General features: G+C 67.3%; 21 protein-coding genes. 16 read left to right on the top strand and 5 right to left on the bottom strand.

Annotation, left to right across the window (positions count from 1 at the left end; translation table 11 throughout):
• Positions 1–3 precede the first annotated feature (3 nt).
• From GIW81_RS03365 to GIW81_RS03355, 3 genes are all read right to left on the bottom strand, one after another.
• A complete protein-coding gene (locus GIW81_RS03365) occupies positions 4–2,949 on the bottom strand; it encodes an autotransporter outer membrane beta-barrel domain-containing protein (RefSeq protein ID WP_154737919.1) in 2,946 nt (981 codons plus the stop codon).
• Positions 2,950–3,119: 170 nt separating this feature from the next.
• A complete protein-coding gene (trpE, locus tag GIW81_RS03360) occupies positions 3,120–4,628 on the bottom strand; it encodes an anthranilate synthase component I (RefSeq protein WP_154739481.1) in 1,509 nt (502 codons plus the stop codon).
• Between the two features lie 224 nt (positions 4,629–4,852).
• Positions 4,853–6,760, bottom strand: a complete 1,908-nt coding sequence (locus tag GIW81_RS03355) for a SurA N-terminal domain-containing protein (protein WP_154737918.1) — start codon at positions 6,758–6,760, stop codon at positions 4,853–4,855.
• A 215-nt stretch (positions 6,761–6,975) separates the two neighbouring features.
• Here GIW81_RS03355 and tpiA point away from each other — a divergent pair, with 215 nt between their 5' ends.
• From tpiA to kdsA, 9 genes are all read left to right on the top strand, one after another.
• Positions 6,976–7,737 carry a triose-phosphate isomerase gene (gene tpiA, locus GIW81_RS03350; RefSeq protein ID WP_154737917.1) on the top strand — a complete coding sequence of 254 codons (762 nt, stop codon included), beginning with the start codon at positions 6,976–6,978 and terminating at the stop codon, positions 7,735–7,737.
• 92 nt (positions 7,738–7,829) lie between these two features.
• The gene (locus tag GIW81_RS03345) at positions 7,830–8,891 is read left to right on the top strand and encodes a hypothetical protein (RefSeq protein WP_154737916.1); all 1,062 of its coding nucleotides are present in this window, start codon (positions 7,830–7,832) and stop codon (positions 8,889–8,891) included.
• A gap of 129 nt (positions 8,892–9,020) precedes the next feature.
• Positions 9,021–9,413 (top strand): preprotein translocase subunit SecG, encoded by a 393-nt coding sequence (gene secG, locus GIW81_RS03340; protein ID WP_154737915.1) that lies wholly within the window; start codon positions 9,021–9,023, stop codon positions 9,411–9,413.
• 123 nt (positions 9,414–9,536) lie between these two features.
• A complete protein-coding gene (locus GIW81_RS03335) occupies positions 9,537–10,055 on the top strand; it encodes a CC0125/CC1285 family lipoprotein (RefSeq protein WP_154737914.1) in 519 nt (172 codons plus the stop codon).
• Positions 10,056–10,164: 109 nt separating this feature from the next.
• Positions 10,165–11,796, top strand: a complete 1,632-nt coding sequence (locus GIW81_RS03330) for a CTP synthase (protein ID WP_154737913.1) — start codon at positions 10,165–10,167, stop codon at positions 11,794–11,796.
• A gap of 148 nt (positions 11,797–11,944) precedes the next feature.
• Complete coding sequence (locus tag GIW81_RS03325; protein ID WP_195930329.1) at positions 11,945–12,235, top strand: acyl carrier protein; 291 nt, start codon at positions 11,945–11,947, stop codon at positions 12,233–12,235.
• Between the two features lie 300 nt (positions 12,236–12,535).
• Entirely contained in the window at positions 12,536–12,874 is a 339-nt protein-coding gene (locus GIW81_RS03320) for a P-II family nitrogen regulator (protein WP_154737911.1), read from the top strand.
• 337 nt (positions 12,875–13,211) lie between these two features.
• Positions 13,212–13,469: a GlsB/YeaQ/YmgE family stress response membrane protein gene (locus GIW81_RS03315; RefSeq protein ID WP_154737910.1), complete on the top strand. Its 258-nt coding sequence runs from the start codon at positions 13,212–13,214 to the stop codon at positions 13,467–13,469.
• A gap of 103 nt (positions 13,470–13,572) precedes the next feature.
• Positions 13,573–14,451, top strand: coding sequence for a 3-deoxy-8-phosphooctulonate synthase (kdsA, locus tag GIW81_RS03310; RefSeq protein WP_154737909.1), 879 nt, complete (start codon positions 13,573–13,575; stop codon positions 14,449–14,451).
• Between the two features lie 20 nt (positions 14,452–14,471).
• Here the strand turns inward: kdsA and GIW81_RS03305 are convergent, their stop codons facing one another.
• Positions 14,472–14,711 carry a hypothetical protein gene (locus tag GIW81_RS03305; RefSeq protein WP_154737908.1) on the bottom strand — a complete coding sequence of 80 codons (240 nt, stop codon included), beginning with the start codon at positions 14,709–14,711 and terminating at the stop codon, positions 14,472–14,474.
• 388 nt (positions 14,712–15,099) lie between these two features.
• On the opposite strand from GIW81_RS03305, the gene GIW81_RS03300 reads away from it, so the two are divergent.
• From GIW81_RS03300 to GIW81_RS03270, 7 genes are all read left to right on the top strand, one after another.
• Entirely contained in the window at positions 15,100–16,935 is a 1,836-nt protein-coding gene (locus GIW81_RS03300) for a cation:proton antiporter domain-containing protein (protein WP_154737907.1), read from the top strand.
• Positions 16,932–17,837 carry a PfkB family carbohydrate kinase gene (locus tag GIW81_RS03295; protein ID WP_154737906.1) on the top strand — a complete coding sequence of 302 codons (906 nt, stop codon included), beginning with the start codon at positions 16,932–16,934 and terminating at the stop codon, positions 17,835–17,837. Before GIW81_RS03300 ends, GIW81_RS03295 begins: the two co-directional genes overlap by 4 nt.
• A gap of 135 nt (positions 17,838–17,972) precedes the next feature.
• Positions 17,973–19,988: a transketolase gene (gene tkt, locus GIW81_RS03290; RefSeq protein WP_154737905.1), complete on the top strand. Its 2,016-nt coding sequence runs from the start codon at positions 17,973–17,975 to the stop codon at positions 19,986–19,988.
• Between the two features lie 16 nt (positions 19,989–20,004).
• Positions 20,005–21,207 (top strand): phosphoglycerate kinase, encoded by a 1,203-nt coding sequence (locus tag GIW81_RS03285; protein ID WP_195930528.1) that lies wholly within the window; start codon positions 20,005–20,007, stop codon positions 21,205–21,207.
• A 32-nt stretch (positions 21,208–21,239) separates the two neighbouring features.
• The gene (locus GIW81_RS03280; RefSeq protein WP_154737903.1) at positions 21,240–22,046 is read left to right on the top strand and encodes a cytochrome c biogenesis CcdA family protein; all 807 of its coding nucleotides are present in this window, start codon (positions 21,240–21,242) and stop codon (positions 22,044–22,046) included.
• 12 nt (positions 22,047–22,058) lie between these two features.
• A complete protein-coding gene (thiD, locus tag GIW81_RS03275) occupies positions 22,059–22,889 on the top strand; it encodes a bifunctional hydroxymethylpyrimidine kinase/phosphomethylpyrimidine kinase (protein ID WP_154737902.1) in 831 nt (276 codons plus the stop codon).
• Positions 22,890–23,213: 324 nt separating this feature from the next.
• Positions 23,214–24,482: an MFS transporter gene (locus GIW81_RS03270; protein WP_154737901.1), complete on the top strand. Its 1,269-nt coding sequence runs from the start codon at positions 23,214–23,216 to the stop codon at positions 24,480–24,482.
• On the opposite strand, the gene dgcA is transcribed toward GIW81_RS03270, so the two are convergent.
• Positions 24,451–25,437, bottom strand: a complete 987-nt coding sequence (dgcA, locus tag GIW81_RS03265) for an N-acetyl-D-Glu racemase DgcA (RefSeq protein WP_154737900.1) — start codon at positions 25,435–25,437, stop codon at positions 24,451–24,453. The two genes, GIW81_RS03270 and dgcA, sit on opposite strands and share 32 nt — an antisense overlap.
• Between the last annotated feature and the right edge of the window lie 3 nt (positions 25,438–25,440).

The following is a 25,440-nucleotide window of genomic DNA, read 5'->3' as shown; positions in this document are numbered from 1 at the left end:
GGGTCAGAAGCGGGCGCTGCCCTTGACGCCGACGGTGTGGATCTGCGTCGTCTCGCCGAGCTGGCCGTCGTAGGAGAAGCGCAGCGCCGCATCGCCGCCGTTTATCACTTCGACCCCGGCACCGACGAGACCCATCACCTCGTCGATGTTGGTGTTGATGGTGAACGGCGAGACGCCCAGCGGCGCTCCGGCGAACGCCGCAGTCAGCGCGAAGTCGGCGCCGTCGTACCAGATGGCACCGCCGCGGATCATTGGACGGATCAGCGTCCCGTTCGACATCCACCATTCACTGCCGACCTCGAGCGTCGGCGCCAGCGAGAATACCGTCTGGCCGCCGCCCGCCACGGTCAGCGCCGCGCCGCCGCCGCCGCTTTCGGTAAAGCCGCCCAGCTCGAGATGCGTGAGGCCCAAGTCGAGAATGGGCTTGTAGTAGAGATGCGGCGAGCCGAGCACGTAGGCGGCGCGCAGTGACCCGGAGACGATGCCGACGTCCTGGTCGCCCTCGGCGACGCCGGTGAAGCCGCCGAATGCCATGGTGCGTGTCGTGTCGTACCACGCGCCGCCGCCGCTGACGGCACCGGCCAGCAGCAGCGGTCCCGGATTGTACTTCACCGAAAGGCCGGCCTGGGCGAGCGAACCTTCGCTCTGGGCGTTGGTGGCGGTTTGCAGGCTGCTCGACTGGTACCCGGCGCCGAAGCCCACCCGCCATACGTCGTCAAGCGCGACCTGCGCCCCGGCGTTGAACAGGCCGGTGGTCTGCGTGAAGCCGATTTGGTCACTGGTCGTGCCGGTGTCGACAAAATTGGCGCTGGCACCGGCCCAAAGGCACTGGCCCTCGCGAATGATCGCCGCGGTGCCGGTGCCGGTGCCGTTGACCTTGCACGACAAGAGGCTGTTGGAGAACGCCAGGCTCGAATAGAGCGCGGCGATCTCGGCGTTGGAGTAGATCTCCGGTGAGAGCTGGTTGAGGGCATTCTTGTAGGCGTCGAAGTTTCCGGTGTTGAGCAGGCCCAGCAGCACCGGCGTGACGCCGCCGCCACCGGCCAGGAAGACTTGGTTGAGGTCGGCGGCGATGTGGCGCTGGTTGGGATTGAGGCTGTCGACGGTGAAGTCGACCGAGATGCCGAGCGTGACGTTCGTGGCGTCGGTGAACAGCGTCGCGTGCAGCGCCGGGCTGGCGATCAGCGATAGCCCGTTGTCGGTAAGGCTGCTCATGCCGGTGAGGATGATGAAGGTCTCCGACGCGGCTACGGGCAGGCTGAGGACGCTGACCTCGACAACGCCCGCCACCTCGGCGTTATTAGAGGCGACGATGTAGTCGTTGCGGTCGGAGGGGTTCGAGGCCTGGGGATCGAGGTCGACGGCATAGGTGCCACCGGCGCCCTGCGAATAGAAGTCACTCATGAGTGTCGTCAGCACGCTGCCGCGGCCGCCTGGCGCAATGGTGCCATCGTTGACGACAAAGCCCGACATAACCTGCTCGCCGGAATTGAACAGGGCACCCGCCTGGTTGAAAAAGTAGCTGGAATTACTTCCGAACAGGATGACGTTGCCCGTCACCGTGCCGAAGTTCTCGATGCGGACATCCGTGCCGCTTCCGAAGATGGCCTCGCCGGAGGTCTGACCGATGATCGTGCCGTAGTTCATCAGGACCGCCAAATCGACGGCATCCATCATCACGCCGCCGCAGCAGGGGCCTCCGGCGACGGTGCCGTAGTTCTCTACCTGCGTCTCTTGCCCCTCGGCGAAAATTCCGGCGGAGCCCACGCCGTTCGCGGATACGACGCCGAAGTTGACGACCGTGGCGAGGGCCGCCCCGCTGATGGCGCTGATGCCGTCCGACTGCTGGCCCGTGGTCGTGATGTTTGCCGACGAGATGACCACCACCGCACCGCTGGAGCTGTCCGCCCAGATGCCGTCGGAGTCGTCCCCCGCCGTCGTGATGGTTCCTCCCGCTCCGACGGCGACCATGCCGTTGACGAGACTTTGCGCCCAGATGCCGCGCGAGTTGTCGCGCGCCGTGGCGATGCTGCCGGACATTGCGACGCCAACCTCCGCGTCGGAGATGGCGGTAATGCCGGGCGCGTCCGATCCTTCGGTCGCTATGCTGCCGGTCGAGATGACGGCTGTTCCGGTCTGGCCGGCGGCGGCAATGCCTGCGGCGCCATCGCCGCGCGTGAGGAAGTTGCCGCTCGACTCCACCATCGCCACACCGGAGGTCTCGGCGAAGATGCCCACACTGTCTCCGCCCGACGTGGTTATGTCGCTGGTCGACGTGATGGTGATCTGGCCGGTGGTGCTGGTGGCATAGATACCGATCGCATCTGTGCCTCCGGTAGCGATGTTGCCCATCGAGAGAATGTTGATGGCGCCGCCGACACTGGAGACGTCGATGCCGTGCGCCGATTGGCCCTGCGTGGCGATGGATACGGACGATCGAATGTCGATTGGGCCGTTGTCGGTGCTGGCCGCGATGCCTGAAGCAGAGAGGCCATCCGTGACGATCGTGCCCGAGGCCACGATGCTCACCAGATCGTCCAATCCACCGGCCCTGATGCCGACGGCGCCGTTGCCCGACGTCGTGATGGCGCCAAAAAAGTTGATAGTGACGGGACCGGCGTCGCCGGCTGCGAACACGCCATCGGCAGCGGTGGTGAAGATGCCGAACGGTCCCGTGTCGACGTTCAGCTCGACACTCCCGTCGCTCGTGAACAGGATGCCGGCGGTGCCTGACGCCGGCGTGATGTTGGCTGTCAGGCTGTGGACGTTGAGGATGTCATAGGGGCCCGGACCGTTGGCGAGATTCACGCCCGGACTGAGATTGCCGGTGCAGGTGATGATCTCGACGCCGATGCCGGTGACGGATACGCACTCCGGTGGGCTGGGCGGCGTGATTGCTTGCGCGTGTGCCGGCCCGACATCGACGACCGCAAGTGCCGTCAGCCACACAGCCGCGAGACATCCGCGCGTGGGGATTGAACGTGGATTGGTTGTCGACAAGCCTGCGTTGCCCCGGCCAGTTGAACCCGCGCCTGGACGCTTCCTGATGGCAGAATCGGACTTAAGTCAAAGCTGGGACTTACGCCGCTCGCCGTATGTGGAAGACGGCCTGCGCGGATCTACTTGGCGCGTGTCGCGAATCGCACGGCTTCCTCGGCGGCGCGGAACAAGGCCTGTGCCTTGTTGATGCACTCCTGCTGCTCTTTCTCCGGCACCGAATCGTGCACGAGGCCGGCGCCGGCCTGCACGTGCATGACGCCGTCCTTGATGAGCGCGGTGCGCAGGACGATGCAGGTGTCCATCTGCCCCGTGGCGGAGAAATAGCCGACGCAACCCGCGTAGGGGCCGCGCTTCGACTTCTCAAATTCGTCGATGATCTCCATGGCGCGCACTTTGGGCGCCCCGGAAACCGTGCCGGCCGGGAAGCCCGCCATCAGCGCATCGACGGCGTCGTGCTTCTTGTCGAGGCGGCCGACGACGTTGGAGACGATATGCATCACGTGGCTGTAGCGCTCGATGAAGAAGCGCGCGGTGACGTCGACGGAGCCGACGGCGGCGACGCGGCCGACGTCGTTGCGGCCGAGGTCGAGCAGCATCAGATGTTCGGCGCGCTCCTTCGGGTCCTTCAGCAGCGCTTCGGCGAGCGCCTGGTCCTCGGCGTCGGTCTTGCCGCGCCGGGCGGTGCCGGCGATGGGGCGGATGGTGACCTCGCCCTCGCGCACGCGCACGAGGATTTCTGGGCTCGAGCCGACGAGCGAAAAGTCGCCGAAGTCGAGATGGAACAGGAACGGCGACGGGTTCGTGCGGCGCAGCGCGCGATAGAGCGAGAACGACGGCAGCGAGAACGGCGCGGAGAAGCGCTGCGAGAGCACGACCTGGAAGATGTCGCCGGCGACGATGTACTCCTTCGCCTTCTGCACCATCTTCTTGTATTCGGCGGGCGTCGTGTTCGAGGTCGGCTTCGGCGCCGCGATCTTGCGCGCCGCCACCGACGGCGAATGCGGCAGCGGCTCGTTCAGGGCGGCGAGGACGCTCTTCAGGCGCTTGCACGCGGCCTTGTAGGCCTTCTCGGCCGGCACCTTGGGGTCGGGCCGCACCGGCGTGACGATGGTGATCTCGTCCTTGATGACGTCGAAGATCGCCATCACCGTCGGGCGCATCAGGATGCCGTCGGGGACGTGCAAGGCATCCGCCGGCGTGTTGGGCAGCCGCTCCATCAGCCGCACGGTGTCGTAGCCCATGAGGCCGAAGATGCCGGCGGCCATCGGCGGCAGCTCGGAGGGAAGGTCGATCCGCGATTCTTCGAGGAGCGCGCGCAACGACGCGAGCGTCGGCTGCTTGTCGGGCTTGAACGCCTCGGGCTTGGCGACCGGCGTGCGGTTGATCGAAGCGTTGTCGCCGTCGGCGCGCCAGACGAGGTCGGGCTCGAGACCTATCACCGAGTAGCGGCCGCGCGTGGCGCCGCCCTCCACCGACTCCAGCAGGAAGCTCATCGGCTTGTCGGCGGCGAGCTTCAGGTAGGCGGAGACCGGCGTCTCGAGATCGGCGACGAGGCGCGTGAACGCGACTTGCGGCGCGCCCGCATCGTAGCGTTCGACGAAGGCCGGCAGCGGCGGCATCGCTTCCATCTGACCGGGCCTTGCTCTCGTCGTGCGCGCTAGCGTCATGATCGCGAAATTCGTCGTCTTGTGAGGCGGATGGGGAACGGATTTCGCGATCTGAATGACGCTAGAAGAGCGAATGTACCAGTGTGATTCAGATCGAGAAGTCCGCTTCTTGACCCGGCCGCGATGGATGTGGCGGACTTCTCGATCATCACACTGGCGTGCTCACTAGGCTTGCCTGCGGCGGGCTACTGGGTCTGATCGCCGGTGGCGGCTCCGGTCGCCTTCTTGAACTCGTCCTCGTTGATGTGCGTGCCGAGCTGCTTCTGCAGCGCCAGCACGTACTCGCTCAAGGTCTCGTCCGCCAGGGCGTTGCGCAGCTCCGAGGTCATGGTCGTGCGCTGGGCATCGCTCACGGCGGGCGCCGGCGTGATCTCCGTCACCTTGAAGACGATGCGCGTCTTGTCGTTGCTGTCGGGCGCCGAGCCGGCCTTGCCCTTGGCCAGCGTGAAGGCGCGCACGACGGCGTCGCGGCTCATGCCCTGCGGCGTGGTCGACCGGTTGAAGGCCGGTGTGGTCTCAACCTTCGCGGCGCCGCCGGCCGTGGCGAGCGCCGCCATCGCCTCGCCCTTGTCGGCACGCTCGACGAGCTTGTTGGCCAGCTCGGTGACGAGGCGGGTGCGCTCCTGCGTCAGGTAGAACTGCTTCACCTGATCCTTCACTTCCTCGAACGGCTTCTGCTTCGCCGCCATCACGTCGAGCACGTCGAGCCAGGCGAAGCTGCCGTCGCTGAGCTCGATCACGTCGCTCTCGACCCCGACGCCGCTGTTGAAGGCGGCGTTCACCACCGCGGTCGGATCGCTGATCATAATGGCCGGCTGGCCGTTGCGCGCCTTGTTGGCGCGGTCGACCTCGGGGATCTCGAAGAACTGCAGCTTCAACGCATCGCCGATTTCCTTCAGCGTCTTGCCGGCCGAGCGCTGGTCCTCGACCTGGTCGAGCACCGACTGCAGCTGGCCTTCTGCCTTCTTGGTGGCGAGCTTGTCCTTCACCTGCGTCTTGACCTCGGCGAAGGTGCGGTCGACCTTCGGCTGGATGTCGGTGACGCGCACGAGCACGGTGGCGAAGCGGCCCTCGACCGGGTCGGAGACGGCGTCCTTCTGCAGGCTGAACACCGCATCGGCGATCTTCGGGTCGATCAGGCGGTCTTTGGTGACGAGGCCGAGGTCGATGTCGGAATCCTTGGCCCCGGTATCCTTGGCGGCGTCGCCGAACGACTTGCCGCCGGCGATGGCCTTCTTGGCGGCCTCGGCCGCCGCCTTGTCCTTGAAGGCGATCTGCTGCACACGGCGGCGCTCGGGCGTGTTGTAATCCTTCTTCGTGTCGTCGTAGCTCGCCTGCGCGTCGGCATCCGAGATCTCGATGCCCTTCTTGATCTGGTCGATCGACAGCACGAGCAGCGCGAGCTTGCGCGCTTCCGGCGCCATGAATGACGCCTTGCTCGCCTCGTACGTCGCCTTCAGTTTGGCGTCGTCGGGTGCGGGGACCGTGACGGCCTTGTCGGCGTCGATGGCGAAGTGCTCGGCGATGCGCGTCTCGTTGCGCCAGGCGTTCGTCACCTCGACGATCGTGTCGGGCACCGCGATGCCGTTGATGAGCGCCGAGGTGAGCTGCTCGCGGAGTTCGTCCCGGCGCCGCAACTGCAGGAAGCCGCGCTCGCTCACGCCGAGGCGGTCCAGCACGTTCTCGAAGGCCAGGCGGTTGAACTTGCCGTCGGGACCCTTGAAGGCCTGATCGTTCTTCAGCGCCTCGGCGAGCGCCGCGTCCGACAGGGAGAGGTCGAGGCTGTTGGCGTGCTGCTCGACCGCCGACCAGGCGATGAGCTGAGCCATGACGCGGTTGTCGAGGCCGGCGGCGTGCGCCTGCTCGGTGGTGATTCGCTTGCCGGCCTGCTGGGAGATGATGTTGATCTCGTTCTGGAAGGCGCGCTGGTAGTCCTCGAGCCTGATGTCGCTGCCACCGACCTTGGCGAGCGAGCCGCGTCCCCAGCCGGTGAACACGTCCGCGACGCCCCAGATGGCGAAGCTCAGCACAAGAAGCGCAAAGAGCAGCTTGGCTACAAAACCGGTGGAGCCGCGTCGAAGGGCGTCGAGCATTGTCTTGATCGTTCCGTTCGCTGGGGGCCGTGGTGCCGGAAGGTGGGACCCTCCATGCGCAACGCCGTGTGAGCGGCCCGCGAAATCTGCGCGTGGCCTCGATGTGGGCATGATATGAAGCCCAGCCGCTGCGGCTTTGCAAGTTTGCCGTGCGGCGCCCGCGCCGGGGCGGCGGTCGATGCTTAACATGGACGGATTTTCATGAAGGGTACGCGATGACAGGGGCGTCGGTCCGGCCGCTGGTCGCCGGCAACTGGAAGATGAACGGGCTCGCCGCACAGCTCGCTGAGGCGCAGGCGGTGCGTGACGCCATCGCCAAGGCTGCGCCCAAGGCCGACGTCATGCTTTGCCCGCCGGCGACGCTGCTGGCGCAGATGGCGTGGACGGTGAAGGGCTCGAACGTTCTCCTGGGCGGGCAGGATTGTCATGCGGAGGCAGCCGGTGCGTTCACCGGCGACATCTCCGCCGAGATGCTGGCGGATGCCGGCGCACGCGCCGTGATTGTCGGACACTCCGAGCGCCGCGCCCTGCACGGCGAGCTGGACCGGCAAGTCCGCGCCAAGGCGGCTGCGGCGCATCGGGCCGGGCTCGCCGCCATCGTCTGCGTCGGCGAGACGGCGGGCGAGCGCGCTGCGGGGCTTACCGAGGAGGTGGTGCGCCGCCAGCTTGCTGGTTCGCTGCCCGACGCAGCGACGGCCGCCAACACCGTCGTCGCCTACGAGCCGGTGTGGGCGATCGGCACCGGACTGACGCCGACCGTCGCCGACGTGGCGCGCGTTCACGCGGCCATCCGCGCGGCTCTCACCGATCGTTTCGGCGGCGAGGGGCGGGGGATGCGCATTCTCTACGGCGGCTCGGTGAAGCCTTCCAATGCCAAGGAGCTGCTCGCCATTAACGACGTTAACGGCGCCCTCGTCGGGGGTGCCAGCCTGAAAGCCGCAGACTTCCTGGGTATCCTCGCCTTCTACGGAACTTGAGCCCTCGCCTTGAAGTAGGAATCACGGCTACTGATGGTAGAGTTCCCTCAGTCCACGCCGTAGAAATCAGCGATGAGCGAGAGACTTCCTCGATGAGCCGCGGGGGACGGACACTGCGCAGCGCACTGGCGGCAGCCCTTGCGGCGGCATGCCCGGGCGCCGCCTTGGCCGCCAAGCTCGACAAGGCCGCGTGCGCCAATCTCGTCAGCGAGCTCACCACGATCACCGCCAGCGGCGCGCGGGCCGACATGGAACGCGGGCCGGAGTGGGCGAAGGCAAATCTCGCGCCCGACCGGCTGCAGAGCATCCATCGGATGCTGGAGATCGACGATCAGCTCGAGTTCCGCTGCGGCGGGCGCAATGCCGTCGCCAAGCTAAAGGAAAAGGACGAGGGGCCGGCTAACAAGCAGCCCGACGACAAGCAGTCTGGCCAGCCCGCACCCGGTGGTGCAGCGGCGCCGGTGACGCCCAGCCCTGCGGCCACCCCCGTAACTCCCGGTCCGGTGGGAGCGCCAACCTCGCCGGTTGCGGTCCCTCAACAACGCACGACGCCGCCGGCCCTCGTCGTTACGAAGCCACCGGTGCCGATCAATCCGACGCCAGCGGCGCAGGCCGCCCCTGCCGCCGCCGCTCCACCTGCGGCGAGCGTGCCGCCCGCAGCGGCCGCGCCCGCTCAAGCCGCGGCCGCTCCGGCTGCCCCGGCAGGACCTGTGACACCCGCTGCCGTCGTACCTCCTGCGACCACACCCGCTACTGTGGGGCCCCCTGCGCCTCCCGCGCAGCCGGTGGCAAATCCCGTGACGGCGACCGCCCCGCCGGCGTCGACCGGGGCCACGCCGCCCCCGGCAGCATCGGTGACCGTTCCAGTCACGCCGAAGGCACCGCAACCCCCGCCCGTTGCGGCCGTTACCCCGGGCCTGCCGCCGGCCGTGGCGCCGCCGCCGGCAACGCCACCCGTCGCCAAGCTGAACCCCACGCCGGGCGCAGTTCCGCCGACGGCCGCACAGCCGGCGCCCGGCGCCGTCCCTGCCGCCGCGACTCTCGATCCGGCCGCTAAGGCGGCGGCCCGCAAGAAGAACCAGCGGCGCAAGCCGAGCAGCGCCTACGTCTCGCCCGATGAGGTGACCCCCTATGGGCTCCCCGGAATGCGCTAGGCGGCGAACTTCCGCAGAATCCCAGGACTTGGCATCCGAGGGCTTGGCCCCCTAGCACCCAAGCGCCATCTGCTATAGAAGGCCGCAAGTGCCCGCGCTGGGCATTCCCCACAGCTTCAAGAGATCGCCATGGCCACCGCATTGCTCGTTCTGCACCTGATGATCGCGACCGCTCTGGTGGCGGTGGTTCTGCTGCAGCGCTCAGAGGGCGGCGCACTCGGCATCGGCGGTGGCGGCGGTGGTGGTTTTCTCACCGGCCGCGGCACGGCCAACCTGCTGACGCGCACGACGGCGGCGCTCGCGGCGGCATTCTTCACCACCAGCATTCTGCTGACGCTCGTTGCCCAGCACTCGGCACCCACGCGCTCGATCTTCGACAACGCGCCGGGCACCGCCGCGCCGGCAACCGACGCCGCTCCCGGCACGGCCCCCGCGCCGGCTACCAAGGCGCCTGAAGGCGGTGCACCCCGCGGCGGCATCCTCGACAAGCTGCAGCAGCCGGCCGTTCCGCAGAACCGCTAACACAGCGCTGCCCAGCCCTTAGGCAGCGCGGCAAACTGTTGACTGTTGTCTTCCCGCACTATGCGGCCTTGGCGCGTGCGCTAGTCTCGTCGGCAAATCAAGCCAACGAGCATTGGGATTCGCATGCGCTGGACGATCCAAACCTGTTTCGCCGGGCTGACGTGCGCACTCCTCCTTACGGGGTGCGCTGGCATCGAGAAGCCGGTCGCCTCACTCAGCGCGGCGAACATGATGTCGCCGTCGGGCTACTCGGAGAGCAAGGTCAGCGACACCCAGTACCAGGTGCGCGCGACCGGTACCGAGTCGACGCCCAAGGCGCGTATCGAAAAGATCGCGCGCGCTCGCGCCGCGCAGATCGGCGTCGAGCAGCGGCTCAAATACTACAAGGTCACCAACGTGCAATTCGGCGCCAACTGCACCAAGAAGCACGAGTTCTACAAGGGCGGCGCGACGACCGCCGGAAGCCGGCAGATGGTGATGCTCGACGTCGTCTACGCGAAGGAGCCGCCCGACCCCAGCTATGTGAGTGCGGCGGAGAGCTACGAGACGCTCAACGGCGAGCTCAACTCCGAGGTCATCGCCCCCGAGGCAAGAGCCATCGCCGAGCAGGAGGCGCGGGCCGGTTGCGCCCAAGCGACCTGAAGCTTTAGCGGCACGGCGCGGCGCATTTTGCCGCTTTTTACCATCGGGCGGGGATGAGGCGATAAAGACGCTTCGAATCGTCGGGACCTTCGTGTAAGCCTCAAAGCCCATGCAGCAGCGGTACATCTTCATTACCGGCGGCGTGGTGTCCTCACTCGGCAAAGGCCTCGCTTCCGCCGCCCTCGGCGCGCTTCTCCAAGCGCGCGGGTACTCGGTTCGGCTTCGCAAGCTCGATCCGTATCTCAACGTCGACCCCGGCACGATGTCGCCGTATCAGCACGGCGAAGTCTTCGTGACCGACGACGGTGCGGAAACCGACCTCGATCTCGGACACTACGAGCGCTTCACCGGCGTGCCGTCGCGCAAGTCGGACAACATCACCACGGGACGCATCTACCAGGACATCCTCGCCAAGGAGCGGCGTGGGGCGTACCTGGGCGGCACCGTGCAGGTGATCCCGCACGTCACCGATGCCATCAAGGAGTTCGTGATCTCGGGCAACGAGGGCATCGACTTCGTGCTGGTCGAGATCGGCGGCACGGTGGGCGACATCGAAGGCCTGCCGTTCTTCGAGGCGATTCGCCAGCTCAACAACGACCTGCCGCCGCTCAGCTCGATCTTCATCCACCTGACGCTGATGCCGTACATCCCGTCGGCCGGCGAGCTGAAGACCAAGCCGACGCAGCACTCGGTGAAGGAGCTGCGTTCCATCGGTATCCAGCCGCACATCCTGTTGTGCCGCTCGGATCGCCCGGTGCCGCCGTCGGAGCGGCGCAAGATCGCGCTCTTCTGCAACGTGCGCGAGGAAGCCGTCATCCAGGCGCTCGACGTCGCCTCGATCTACGACGTTCCGCTCGCGTATCACCGCGAGGGCCTCGACGAACAGGTGCTGCGCGCCTTCAACATCTCCGGCGCGCCCAAGCCCGACCTTACGCGCTGGGAGACGATCTCGCGCGGCGTCGACACGCCGGAAGGCGAGGTGACGATCGCCGTCGTCGGCAAGTACACGGGCCTCAAGGACGCCTACAAGTCGCTGATCGAGGCGCTCGTGCACGGCGGCATCGCCAACAACGTGCGCGTCAACCTCGAGTGGATCGAGAGCGAGATCTTCGAGCGCGAGGACCCGGCCCCCTACCTCGAGGACGTGAACGGCATCCTCGTGCCGGGCGGCTTCGGCGAGCGTGGCTCGGAAGGCAAGATCCTCGCCGCCAAGTTCGCGCGCGAGCGTGGCGTTCCTTATTTCGGCATTTGCTTCGGCATGCAGATGGCTTGCCTGGAGGCGGCGCGCAATCTCGTCGGCATCGCCGGCGCCAACTCGACCGAGTTCGGGCCGACCAACGAGCCGGTGATCGGCCTTATGACCGAGTGGATGCGCGGCAACGAGCTGGAGCAGCGCCGCCAGGGCGGCGATCTCGGCGGCACCATGCGCCTCGGCGCCTATCCGGCGCAGCTCACCGAGGGCAGCCGCATCGCCGGCATCTATGGCGGCAAGAAAATCTCCGAGCGTCACCGCCATCGCTACGAGGTCAACACCAAGTATCGCGAGCGGCTGGAGGCGGCGGGTCTGAAGTTTGCCGGACTGTCACCGGACGGGCTGCTCCCCGAAACCGTCGAATATCCGAACCACCCCTGGTTCATCGGCGTGCAGTATCACCCCGAGCTGAAGAGCCGGCCGTTCGAGCCGCACCCCTTGTTCCGCTCGTTCATCGAGGCGGCCGTGGTCCAGAGCCGCCTCGTCTAGGGGTTTCGACCTAGCAGACTGCTGGTTGGCCGGGCACCCGGCGGGGCGTGGCGTTGGCGCCGCGGTAACGCCGGGAACCGCGCGCCCTCGGCAATCCTGCAACAGAACTGTCATGCGAACCGTCCATAGCTCACGCCCGAGCGATCCCATGTCCGACTTAACCATGCAATTGCATGCAATCCTGCGCAATTGTGCGCTTGTGCACGCGCCCCTGGGGCGCACGACGACCCTGCGGGAAGCGGGGATCGATCGCCTGGATCTTCCGATGATCGCCCTCGACATCGAGGACCGCTTCGACGTGCATTTCGGTCCCGTCGACGACAGTCTCGTCACCGTGGGCGACCTCGTCGATCGCCTGAATGTCTGCTTAGCGGCGAAAGCGACGCCGCGGGTGCGACAGGCGCGCCGGCGTAGCAGCTGGATGTCGACCAGCGCCTAGGGGTTTCTTCGGCCCTCCTGTGCAGTGCATCTGAACCGCTGCGATGCGGTCGGCGTCTTCTTTCCTCGCCAATCGACCGCCTAAAGTTTAAGCATTGGGCGCCGGATCGCCCATTTGCGACCGGCCAATGACAGACGCCAGAGTTGCGTAATACATCTGTAAAAACATTGACTTGTGTGTGTTCCAAACGACTTGGCACGCTAATTGATTACCTCTTGCGTCGTTAACCAATCGTCGGGTGTGAAACTCCGGCGGGGATGCCCGATAGGGCGATAGGGACAAACACAAGGAGTGCTCCCCATGAAGCTCGTTACTGCCATCATCAAGCCCTTCAAGCTGGACGAAGTGCGCGCTGCGCTGACCAAGCTCGGCATCAACGGCATGACCGTGACCGAGGTGAAGGGTTTCGGCCGCCAGAAGGGCCACACCGAAATCTATCGCGGCGCCGAGTACACGGTGAACCTGCTGCCCAAGGTGAAGATCGAGCTCGCCGTCTCGTCGGCCCAGGCTGACGGCGTCATCGCCGCGATCCGCGCCGCCGCCAACACCGGCTCCATCGGCGACGGCAAGATCTTCGTTTCGCCGATCGAGTCCATGGTTCGCATCCGCACGGGTGAGACCGCCGAGGCGGCCCTCTGATCCTGCGGTATCATTCGCCGCCCATCTCGCCGGGAGCCCGGGCCGCTGCAGCGGTTCGGATCCCGGCGGGCCCTATCTGAGGCTTGCCGGTCAACTCGCGCCCGGTGTGTCCCTCACGCCACGTGGGATTTGGCCCACTCCCGCCGTGTGCCTATCGTGCGGCTACAACTCCATGTACACAGTCTACGGGGCTCCGCAGCCCGAATCGGGCGATAAGGGGAACGCGGAGGACGTCGCCGCAGGGGCTCCAGTAGACGTGAGAAGAGGCACGTCCTCCCGAACGATGCCGCGGCTTGTCGCGGCGAGAAAAGCGCTCGCGCTCAGGGGAGTCACACAGATGCCTGGTCTTGAATCACTCATCATACTTCTAATCGTCGGTGCGATTGCTGGCTGGCTTGCCGGCGTCATCGTCAAGGGTTACGGCTTCGGCCTTATCGGCAACATCGTCGTCGGTATCGTCGGCGCGTTCATCGGAAACTGGCTGTTTCCGCAACTCGGCTTCGCCATGGACTACCCGATTGGTGCCATCATCTCGGCGACACTCGGCGCGGTCCTGCTGCTGTTCGTTATCGGCCTGATCCGGCGCGTCGCTTAGCGCCGAAACGGGAATTAGCGATGGCCGCGCCGGTTCGGGCGCGGCCATTTGCTTTAGGGCCGGTTGTTGCGACCGGCGGCCCGGCGGGGTGATATAAAGCGGCATGACCAAGCATGAATCCCTAAAGCCGAATGCGCGCGTCCTGATAGGCGGCATCGAAGTCGCGAACGACGCGCGCCTGATGGTGCTCGCCGGGCCCTGCCAAATGGAGAGCCGCGCGCACGCACTCGAGATGGCGTCGGCCCTGAAAGAGATGGCCGCCAAGCTTGGCCTCGGCCTCGTCTACAAATCGTCGTTCGACAAGGCGAACCGCACGTCGCTGTCGGGCAAGCGCGGCATCGGGCTCGACGCGGCGCTGCCCGTGTTCGCCGAGATCCGTGAGACGCTAGGGCTGCCGGTCGTCACCGACGTCCACGACGCGGCCCAGTGCGCGCTCGTGGCGCCCGTGGTGGACGTGCTGCAGATTCCCGCCTTCCTGTGCCGGCAGACGGACCTTCTCGTGGCCGCAGCGCAGACGGGGCGCGTGGTGAAGGTGAAGAAGGGCCAGTTCCTTGCGCCGTGGGATATGAAGAACGTCGTGGCGAAGGTCGTCGCCTCGGGCAATCCGAACGTGCTGCTGACCGAGCGGGGCTCGTCCTTCGGCTACAACACGCTCGTCACCGATATGCGCGGGCTGCCGATCATGGCCGAGACGGGGTGCCCGGTGATTTTCGACGCCACCCACTCCGTGCAGCAGCCGGGCGGCCAAGGGACGAGCTCGGGCGGGGACCGCCGCTACGTTCCGGTGCTGGCGCGCGCCGCGGTGGCCGTCGGTGTGGCTGGGCTCTTCATCGAGACGCACGAGGACCCGGACCGCGCGCCCTCCGACGGCCCCAACATGGTGCCGCTCAAGGACTTCGCTTCGTTGATGTCCGAGCTGATCGAGATCGACGCGCTCGTGAAAAAGCAAAGGAGCGCAGCCGGTGGCGTGCGCTCCTTGTGAAGTCCGTCTGAACTTTGAGCTTAGTTGAGCGGCAGGTACGAAGCTGCCGTCCACAGAGGTGCATCGTCGGCGACGAAGGCGTAGCGCTGCCTCGCGTGCTGCTTGCTGGCGACGGTAACGCACCCGTCATGGCCGCACATGGGGCCGGAGTTATAGGTGACGCCGTTGAGCGCGGCGACGCTCATCGTGGTGACGAAGTAGGCGACGGTGTAGAGGCAGGTCAGTACCCCCAGCGTGCGCATGACGAGATCGAATGACATCGGCGACCCCCAAATAGTCAAAGCTGCTTGCACATCGACCGCGCCGCTTGTCCGAGCCTTGACTGCGGACGATCAGCCGACATGTTCATCGTATGGAAAGACCGCTTAACGCGACGTTAAGGTTACACGCCGGTTAAACGCGTCGATTCGTTGGATGCCCCCATCCAGATGACGCAAATCACTGACGCGAATAAGTATCGCAGATTCATCGCGCTTCGACGAGGCGTTGCTGACCGCTCGCGAAAATTTTGCCGCCGTCGCGTGGATTGATCGGCCAGCGGCGACGTGGCCCACGCCCGTGGTAGAGGTAACGCTAACGGTGTGGCCGCTGCGCGCTTAAGTTGGGAGTAGCCGCGCACGACGCGCGGGCGTGGGGGAATGGGCGGGAATGGTCGGCGTCTCACTGCACGAAGTCGCGATACTCCTCGCTGCGCTCGCGATCGCCGGGCCGCTGGCGCGCTGGCTCGGCATCAGCGAGGTGCTTGGCTACCTCGTCGTCGGCATGCTGCTCGGCCCGAACACGATCGGCTGGTCGTTCTCCGACTACAAGGCGAAGGAGATTCTGCACTTTGCCGAGTTCGGCATCGTGCTCCTGCTGTTCCTGATCGGCCTCGAGCTGCGGCCCAAGCGACTGTGGGCGATGCGCTACGCCGTGTTCGTCCTCGGCACCGAGCAGGTGCTGCTGACGGGTGCGGCGCTCGCGGCCATCGGCCTGCTCGTCGGCTTCTCCTGGCAGACGGCGCTGTTCGCCGGCCTGGCGCTTGCCCTGTCGTCCACGGCGCTGGCACTGCAGGTCATGGAGGAGACCGGCGACCTCAATACCCGCCACGGCCGTCTCGGCTTCTCGGTGCTCCTGTTCCAGGACCTCGCGGCCATCCCGCTGATCGCCTTCGCGCCGCTGTTCGCCACCACGGCCGTCGCCGCGGCAGCGGCAACGACTGTGCAGATGGACATCATTTCCGTCCTGAAGGGCTTGGGCCTGATCGCCGTTATCGTGGTCGTCGGTCACTTCGTGCTCGACTACGCGCTGCGCCTGGTGGCGCTGACACGCGTCAAAGAGGCGATGACGGCGGCGGGGCTGCTTACCGTCGTCGGCGTGACCATCCTCATGCAGCTGGCGGGCTTGTCGGCGTCGCTCGGCGCCTTCATCGCCGGAGCGCTGCTGGCGGAATCGTCCTACCGGCACCAGCTCGAAGCCGACATCCAGCCGTTCGAAGGCCTGCTGCTCGGGCTGTTCTTCACGGCGATCGGCATGACCATCGACGTTCGCCTGCTGCTCGACGAGCCGGTCATCATCCTGACGCTGGTCGCCGGGCTCGTCGCGGTGAAGGCGGTCATCCTCTACGTGCTCGGCCGTTGGCAAGGGCTGGAGCCCGGTCCGGCGCGCCGGCTCGGCATCGCGCTGTCGCAAGGCGGTGAGTTCGCCTTCGTGCTGTTCACGGTCGGCTATGCCTCGGGCGCGCTGACCAGCGAGAACACCGAGCTGCTGACGATCATCGTCACCCTGTCGATGGCGGCTACGCCGATCCTCTTGAAAATCGACAGCCTGCTGTCGCGGCGGCGCAAGGGGCCGGCCCCGGCCTATGACACCCCGCCCGACAACGACGGCCACGTGATCATCGCCGGCTTCGGCCGCTTCGGGCAGATCGTCGCCCGCATCCTGACGGCGAAGCGCATTCCCTTCACTGCACTCGACATCAGCGCCGAGCAGGTCGAGTTTGTGCGCCGCTTCGGCGCCCAGGCATTCTACGGCGACGCCAGCCGGGCGGAGATCCTCGAAGCGGCGGATGCGCACCGGGCGCGGGCCTTTGTGCTCGCCATCGACGACGTCGAGGCCTCGATGCGCACGGCCGAGCTGGTGCGCTCCAAGTACCCGGATCTGCCGGTCTTCGCCCGGGCGCGTAACCGCAACCACGCGCATCGGCTGCTCGATATCGGGGTGACCAACCTGCAGCGCGAGACGTTTCTGTCATCGCTCGACATCGCTAAGCAGCTGCTGAAGAAGCTCGGCATGTCCGAGCGCGAGGCGGGGCGCATCATCCATACGTTCCGCACGCACGACGAGCGGCGCCTGGTCGAGGACTATAAGCTCGCCAGCGACCTCGATAAGCTGCGCGAGCGCGCCCGCTCCGACGTAAAGACGTTGGAAAAGCTCTTCGAGGAGGATGCGGCCGAGGAAGCCCGGCTGCGCGAGCTGGGGCAGGCCGAGGAGGCCGCGCGTTGAAGCCAATCGTCTGCGTCGGTCACGCGGCGCTGGATTATGTCTACCGCATTGAGGCGTTCCCGCCCGAGCCGACGAAAGTGCGCTCGCTCGAGCACCTGGAGAGCGGCGGCGGCATGGCCGCCAACGCGGCGGCGGCGATCGCCCGCCTCGGCGGACAGGTGGAATTGTGGAGCCGGACCGGCGGCGACAGCGCCGGTGAGCGCATCCATAAGTTTCTCGCCGCCGACGGGGTCGACATCACCTATGTGCGCACCTTCGAGCACGCGCGCTCGTCGACGTCGGCGGTGATCGTCGACAACAACGGCGAGCGCCTGATCATCGGCGAGCGTGACCACGCGATGCCGATGGATTCGAGCTGGCTGCCGTTCGATCGCATCGCCGGTGCCGGCGCTGTGCTGAGCGACCTGCGCTGGGTGGAAGGCACACGCGACGCGTTCAAGGAAGCTCGCGCCCGCGGCGTGCGGACGCTGCTCGACGCGGATCTTGGCGGCGGGGGGCTGCTCGCGGAGTTCCTGTGCCTCGCCGACTACGCGATATTCTCCGCGCCAGCATTGGAGGCATTCGCACCCGACCGGGACGAGCGGGCGCAGCTCGAAGCCGTGCTCGCCGCCGGCGTGCGCCATGCCGGAGTGACGCGGGGCGGGGAGGGCTACGCTTGGCTGTCGAAGAGTGGGGACGCGGGACACCAGCCGGCCTTCAAGGCCGAGATCGTCGACACGACGGGCGCCGGCGATGCCTTCCACGGTGCTTTTGCCTGGGCGCTGGCCGACGGACGCTCCCCGGCTGAATGCGCGCGCGTCGCATCCGCGGTCGCGGCGCTCAAATGCCGCCGTCTCGGCGCCCGCGCCGGGCTGCCGACGCGCGCCGAACTCGACGAATTCCTCGCCACGCGTGTGGATTGAGGTGAAATCCCGGTACGCTTTGGCGGTGCAAGGCATGGACGGGGGGCGGCGGCCTCGTTAAACGTGCCTGACCAAAACGGCGCCCCGGCACGACCGGCGGCAGCCGGCCATCCAGGGCCAGGCAGGGACAGCTTTATGACCGAGGCGCGCGAGACGATCACCGAGGGCACAGCGGTCGCCCACAACGACATGGCGAATGCCATCCGGGCGCTGGCCATGGATGCGGTGCAGGCGGCGAAGTCGGGGCACCCGGGCATGCCGATGGGCATGGCGGACGTGGCGACCGTATTGTTCCGCGAGGCGCTGCGCTTCGACGCCGCCGACCCGAACTGGCCAAACCGCGACCGCTTCGTGCTCTCGGCCGGCCACGGCTCGATGCTCCTCTATTCGCTCCTCTATCTCACCGGCTATCCGGGGATGGAGGTCGGCGAGCTGAAGCGCTTCCGCCAGCTCGGCGCCAAGACGGCGGGCCATCCCGAGCACGGGCACGCGGCCGGCATCGAAACGACGACCGGCCCGCTGGGGCAGGGCATTGCCAACGCCGTCGGCATGGCGCTGGCAGAGCGGCTGCTGAACACGCGGCTCGGCGACGACATCATCGACCACCACACCTACGTGATCGCCGGCGACGGCTGCCTGATGGAGGGCATCAGCCACGAGGCGATCTCGCTTGCCGGACATCTGGGTCTCGGCAAGCTCATCGTGTTGTTCGACGACAACGGCATCTCGATCGACGGGCCGACCAGCCTGACGGTCACCGACGATCAGGTGGCGCGCTTCAAGGCTAGTGGGTGGAACGCTGTCGCCATCGACGGACACGACCCCGCAGCGATCTCGGCGGCACTGGCCCACGCGCGGGCCGACTCGTCCAAGCCGTGGCTCATCGCCTGCAAGACGACCATCGGCTACGGCGCGCCGACCAAGGCCGGAAAGGCCTCGACGCACGGCGAGCCGCTGGGCGAGGAGGAAATCAAGGGTACGCGCGAGAAGCTCGTCTGGCCGCATGCGCCGTTCGAGATTCCCGAGCCGGTGCTACTCGCCTGGCGGGCTGTCGGGCAGCGCGGCGCCAAGGAGCGTGCGAACTGGAAGCAGCGCGCAGCGCAGGCGGGCCCGCATGTCGATGCGGCGCTCAGCAACCCCGCGGCGGCGGGCAAAATAGCGGACGTGGCGAAGGCGATCACCACGGCCAAGGCGGCATTCGCCATCGACGAGGCGAAGCGCGCCACGCGTGTGTGGTCGCAGCTGGCGCTCGAGAAGATCGTGCCGGTTCTGCCCGAGCTGATCGGCGGCTCCGCCGACCTCACCGGCTCCAACGGCACGCGCACCAAGGATCACGTGCCGGTCGGGCGCGGGAGCTTTGCGGGCAACTACATCCATTACGGCGTGCGCGAGCACGGCATGGCCGCGGCGATGAACGGCATCGCGCTGTCGGGCGGCCTCATCCCCTACGGCGGCACGTTCCTCGTGTTCACCGACTACTGCCGCCCGTCGATCCGCCTGTCGGCGTTGATGCGCCAGCGCGTCATCTACGTGATGACGCACGATAGCATCGGCCTCGGCGAGGACGGCCCGACGCATCAGCCGATCGAGCACCTCGCGGCGCTGCGCGCCATTCCGCATCTGCTGGTCATGCGCCCGGCCGAGGGTCTCGAGACCGCCGAGTGCTGGGAGATCGCGCTGAAGCACGACGCCAACCCGTCGGTGCTGGCGCTGTCGCGCCAGGCGGTCGAGAATCTGCGCAAGGAGGCTTCGGCCGAGAACCTGTCGGCCAAGGGCGCGTACGTGCTCTCCGAGCCGGAGGGCGGCCGCGACGTGACGCTCATCGGCACGGGCACGGAGCTGGCGCTGGCCGTCGAGGCGGCGAAGGCGTTGGCCGGCGAAGGCATTCGCGCCGCGGTCGTCTCGATGCCGTCGATGGAGCTGTTCCGCGCGCAGCCCGAGAGCTATCGCACCAAGGTGCTGGGCGACAAGCCGCGGGTAGCGGTCGAAGCCGGCATCGCGCAGCCCTGGTTCGAGTGGCTGGGGACAAACGGTCGCTTCGTGGGCTTGAGCGACTTCGGCGGTTCCGCCCCGGCGCCGCAGCTCTACAAGCACTTCGGCCTCACCGCCGCGGCGGTTGCCGATGCGGCGCGCAGCCTCGTGAAGAAGTGAGCGCCGACGGATGGATCTGACCAAGCTCAAATCGATCGCCGACGCGGACGTCGCCGGTAAGCGCGTCCTGGTCCGCGCCGACTTGAACGTGCCGGTGGCGGACGGCAAGGTTTCGGACGCGACGCGTTTGGAGCGCATTCTGTCCGGCCTCAACGATCTCTCGGCGCGCAAGGCCCGCGTGGTGGTCATCTCGCACTTCGGCCGGCCGAAGGGCGGCCCTGATCCGAAAATGAGCCTGGCGCCCGTCGCCGCCAAACTGGCGGAGCTGCTCGGCAAGCCGGTACAATTCGTCGATGCCTGCATCGGCGACAAGGCCGAGGATGCCGTGTCGCGCCTCGCTCCGGGTGACATCGCCGTGCTGGAAAACCTGCGCTTCCACGCGGGCGAGGAAAAGAACGACGCCGAGTTCGTCGCGGCACTGGCGCGTTCGGGCGACGTGTTCGTCAACGATGCCTTCTCGGCTGCGCATCGCGCGCACGCCTCGACCGAGGGTCTGGCGCGCGTGCTGCCGGCCTACGCCGGGCCGCTGATGCTCGAGGAGATCAGCGCATTGCTCGCCGTGCTCGATAAGCCGGAGCGTCCGGTGGCGGCGCTGATCGGTGGCGCCAAGGTGTCGAGCAAGATTCCGATCCTCAAACACCTGATCGGCAAGGTCGACAAGCTGATCATCGGCGGCGGCATGGCCAACACGTTTCTCATGTCGCACGGCGTCGACATCGGCAAGTCGCTGGCCGAGCCGGACTTCGTCGACACGGCGCGCGAGATCATGGCGGCGGCGAAGGCGCAGGGCTGCGCCGTGGTGCTGCCCGAGGACGCGGTGATCGCCCGCGAGTTCAAGAGCGGCGTGGCGCACGCGGTGGTGCCGATGCTTGCGGTGCCGAGCGACGCGCTGATCCTCGATGTCGGTCCGAAGTCGGTCGAGCACATGGCTAGGGTGCTGACAGAGTGCCGGACTTTGCTGTGGAACGGCCCGCTCGGCGCTTTCGAGATCGAGCCCTTCGGCAACGGCACATTTGCGCTCGCCCGGGCCGCAGCCAAGCTCACGAGGGAAGGCAAGCTGACGACGGTAGCCGGCGGCGGCGATACGGTCGCGGCCTTGAATGCGGCCGGGGCCACCCAAGATTTCACCTACGTGTCGACGGCCGGCGGCGCCTTCCTCGAATGGCTCGAGGGACGCGAGCTGCCGGGCGTTGCCGCACTCGCCCGCGCACAGGGCTGACAAACGACGCGGCAACGAAAGTAGCGCGTGGCATGCTGGGCGATCTGCAGATCTACTTCGGGGTGGCGCTGGCGGGGCTCGTGAGCTTCCTGTCGCCCTGCGTCCTGCCTCTGGTCCCGCCCTACCTCAGCTATCTCGGCGGCACGACCATCGACGAGCTGGCCGCCGAAGGGGGCGTGCCCCAGCATGTCTGGCGCCGCGTGATCGTTGCCGCGTGCCTGTTCGTGCTGGGCTTCACCACCGTATTCGTCGGGCTCGGGGCCGGCGCGTCGCTATTCGGACAGCTGATCCAAACCTATAAGCGCGAGCTCGAGATTGTCGCCGGCCTGGTGATCATCCTGTTCGGCCTGCACTTTCTCGGCATCTTCCGCATCGGCCTCCTCTACAAGGAGGCGCGCTACCACGGCACGCACCATCATGGCGTGAGCTACATCGGCTCCTACGTCATCGGGCTGGCATTCGCGTTCGGATGGACGCCGTGTATCGGCCCGATCCTGGCGACGGTGCTGGCGCTGGCGGCTAACGAAGGGAGCCTCGCAACCGGCGTGAAGCTGCTCGCCGTGTATTCGCTCGGGCTGGGCGTGCCCTTCATCCTCGCCGCCGTGGCAATTGGTCCGTTCCTCGGCTTCATGCAGAAATTCCGCCGCCACCTCGACAAGGTGGAGAAGGCGATGGGTGCCTTCCTGGTGCTGACGGGACTGTTGTTCCTCACCGGCTCGATCAACTGGTTCGGGAGCTGGATGCTCGACAACTTCCCCGGCCTGGCGCGCATCGAGGAGATGGTGACGCCGCAGGATCTCGGCCGCGAGATCCTGCAGCGCGGCGCGCCGCAACCGTGAACGGGGGCGAGAATGGCTGAAGCCGTCGCTTTGCCCATCGCGCTGACCATCGCCGGATCGGATAGCTCCGGCGGGGCGGGGATCCAGGCCGATCTCAAGACCTTCACGGTGCTCGGCGTCTACGGCGCCAGCGTGCTGACCGCGCTGACCGCGCAGAACACGCGCGGCGTCAGCGCCATCCATCCCGTGCCGCCCGAGTTCGTCGCGCAGCAGATTGATGCTGTCGCGGCTGATCTAAAGATCTGCGCCACGAAGACCGGCATGCTGAACGACCGCGCCACGGTGCTGGCGGTGGTCGAAGGCTTGCGCCGCCACGCGCTCAATCCATTGGTGGTCGATCCGGTGATGGTCGCGACGAGCGGCGACATGCTGCTCGAGCCGGATGCCGTCGATGCAGTGCGCCGTCAGCTTTTGCCGCTCGCCGACGTCATCACCCCGAACCTCGCCGAGGCGGCGCGCCTGTTGGGTACCGCTGAGGCCGTCGATGTGGCGGAGATGAAGACTCAGGCACGGGCGCTGCTCGCGCTGGGGCCGAAGGCGGTGCTGATCAAGGGCGGGCATGGCGACGGCGCGGAGGCCATCGATGTCCTCGTCATGCGCGATGCCGCACCCATGCACCTCGCCCTGCCGCGCATCGCAACCCCCAATACGCACGGCACGGGCTGCACCATGTCGGCGGCCATTGCCGCGCATCTAGCCAAGGGCGAGTCTCTGGCGGAGGCTGTGCAGGGCGCCAAGCGCTTCGTGCATGCGGCTCTCGTCGCCGGCGCAACGCTCAAAATCGGCGGCGGCTCGGGTCCGGTGGACCATCTTTTTCCCATCCGCGACGGCCGGAAAACCTGAGTCTGCGGGGGGCATGCAGACGCGCCTGTGGCGCCAATGCATCGACCGGTTCTGAATAGCGTTCCACCCTCTTGCGGCCTGCGCGGGCTTCTGTAACAAATTTGGGCAACGCGATGCCGCGGCATCGTTTTCAAGCTCCGGGGGGAGCGTCGGGCTGGCGATTAGGGGCGCCTACCCGACTTGGCTGAAGAACCGGTCCGGGCCATCCGGACCGGTTTCTTTTTGGGCCGACCCCATCACGCTTCTTCCAAGCGTCCAGGCTTCCGGTAGAACGTCGGAGATGCCCGGTTTGCGGGCCGCGAAAGGCATGCCCCGCCGCACCCCATGAGCGCGCTCACCTACTTTCTGGGCAGCGGCCCGACGGCGAGCCCCTTGGGACTGCGCATCGCCCTTTTCTTCGCCGCGCTATTCCTCGCCTACGGGGTCGTGGTCCCCTATTTCCCGGTATGGCTCGACGCGCGCGGCCTCGATCCGCTGCAGATATCGACGGTCGTCTCCGCCCCGCTGTTCATCCGCCTCTTGGTCACCCCCAGCATGGGCCTATTGGCCGACCGGCTGGGGAACTACCGGCTGGTCATCATGGCGCTCGCCTGGGTAGCGCTGGGGCTAGTGGTGGCGCTTGGGTTCGCTTCGGGGTACGGGGCGATCCTCATTCTGGGCGTTGCCTTTCTGTTGGCCAACGGGACCATGCTGCCGCTGATCGAGACGATCGCGGTGCGGGGCGTACGTACTGAGGGTCTCGACTACGGGCGCATGCGCCTATGGGGATCGATCACTTTCATCGTCGCCAACGTTGTGGGCGGTCTCGCCATCGAGGCGCTGGGCGGTGGCTCCGCCCTGTGGCTGATCCTGTTCTCCGCCACCCTGACCGTCGCCGCGGCGCATGCGCTGCGGCCGCCCGACCCCGCGGCGCGCCTGGAAGCTGCCCCGGCCCGCGTCCATTGGCGGGCGTCATCGCCGGCGCGACTGCTCGGCTCGCGCCTGTTCATCCTGTTCCTGATCGCCATGGGTTGCACGCACGGGGCGCACGCCACGTTCTATACGTTCGGTGCCCTGCACTGGCAGGCGCAGGGGCTGCCCGCGGCGTGGGTCGGCGTCCTGTGGGCTATCGGCGTCATGGCCGAGGTCGTGCTGTTCGCGTTCTCCGCGCCGGTCGTGCGCCGCTTCGGCCCGGCGCAGCTGATCGTCGCCGGGGCCGGGGCGTCGGTGGTGCGCTGGGGCGCGATGGCGTTCGATCCGCCGCTGGCGGTGCTCATCCCGCTGCAGGTGCTGCACGCCCTGACGTACGGCGCTGCGCATCTCGGGGCGATCCTGTTCATAACGCGCGCCGTGCCGCATATGGGCATGGGTAGTGCCCAGGCGTTCTACGCCACCATTGCCGCCGGATTGATGCTGGGCATCGTCGGGCTGATCTCCGGCGCACTGTTTGAAACGCTGGGGGGCGCCGTGTTCGTGGTGCCGACGCTGGTGGCAGCGGTCGGCTGCGGCGCCGGCGTCATGCTGTTGCGTGGCTGGGACGGCCAGCCGCTATGGGGCGACGACGGCGCGGCGCGATCGACCGCTAACCCCACAGCTCCGGTGCCGGCGGGCTGATCCATCCGTCGGCGATGGCAAGCGGCGGATCGCGGTCGCGCGCGAGCAGGAGGGGACCATCGAGGTCCACCCAATCCGCGAACCCAGCAAGCAGCAGCGCCGGCGCGGCAGCGAGCGACGTCGCCACCATCGAACCGATCATGATCTTGAAGCCCTGCGCCTTCGCGGCCTGGGCCATCGCAATGGCCTCGGTGAGGCCGCCGGTCTTGTCGAGCTTGATGTTCACGGCATCGTAGCGGCCGGCGAGGGCGGCGAGATCGGTGCTGGTGTGGGCACTCTCGTCGGCGCACACGGCGACCGCGCGCTTGATGCCGGCAAGCGCCGCGTCGTTGCCGGCGGGAAGCGGCTGCTCGATTAGCTCGTAGCCCGAGGCCGCAGCGGCGGCGAGGAACGGTTCGAGCTGCTCAGGTCGCCAGGCTTCGTTGGCATCAGCGACGAGGCGCGCGTCAGGGCGCGCGGCCCGCACCGCCGCCATGCGGGCATCATCGCCGTCGCCGCCGAGCTTGAGCTTCAGTAGCTTGAGATGCGGGACGGCTTGGGCGTCGGCCGCCATCTGTTCGGGCGAGCCCAGGCTCAGCGTGTAGCAGGTCATCGCGGGCTGCGGCGCCGATAGCCCCGCGATCTCCCAGGCGCGCCTGCCGGCAAGCTTTGCGTCGAGATCCCAGAGCGCGCAATCGAGAGCGTTGCGTGCAGCGCCAGCCGGCAGAAGGTCGGCGAGACGCGCGCGGGTGAGCGGTCCTGAAAGACCACGCAGGGTTTGCAGCGCGTCGTCGACCGTTTCGCCATAGCGCGCGTAGGGAACGGCCTCGCCGCGGCCGCGGCAGCTACCGGCCGTCACCTGCGCGACGACGACGTGCGCCTCGGTCTTGGCGCCGCGGGCGATGACGAAGGGTTTGGCGAGCGGCCACGCCTCGGCGCTGGCTTCGACGCGCTGGGCCTCGACGTCGTGCGACATTGC

It is taken from the genome of Hyphomicrobium album, from assembly GCF_009708035.1.
Lineage (GTDB): Bacteria > Pseudomonadota > Alphaproteobacteria > Rhizobiales > Hyphomicrobiaceae > Hyphomicrobium_A > Hyphomicrobium_A album.
The sequence above is the reverse complement of the archived record's forward strand: the minus strand, read 5'-3'. Positions and strand labels throughout refer to the sequence as shown.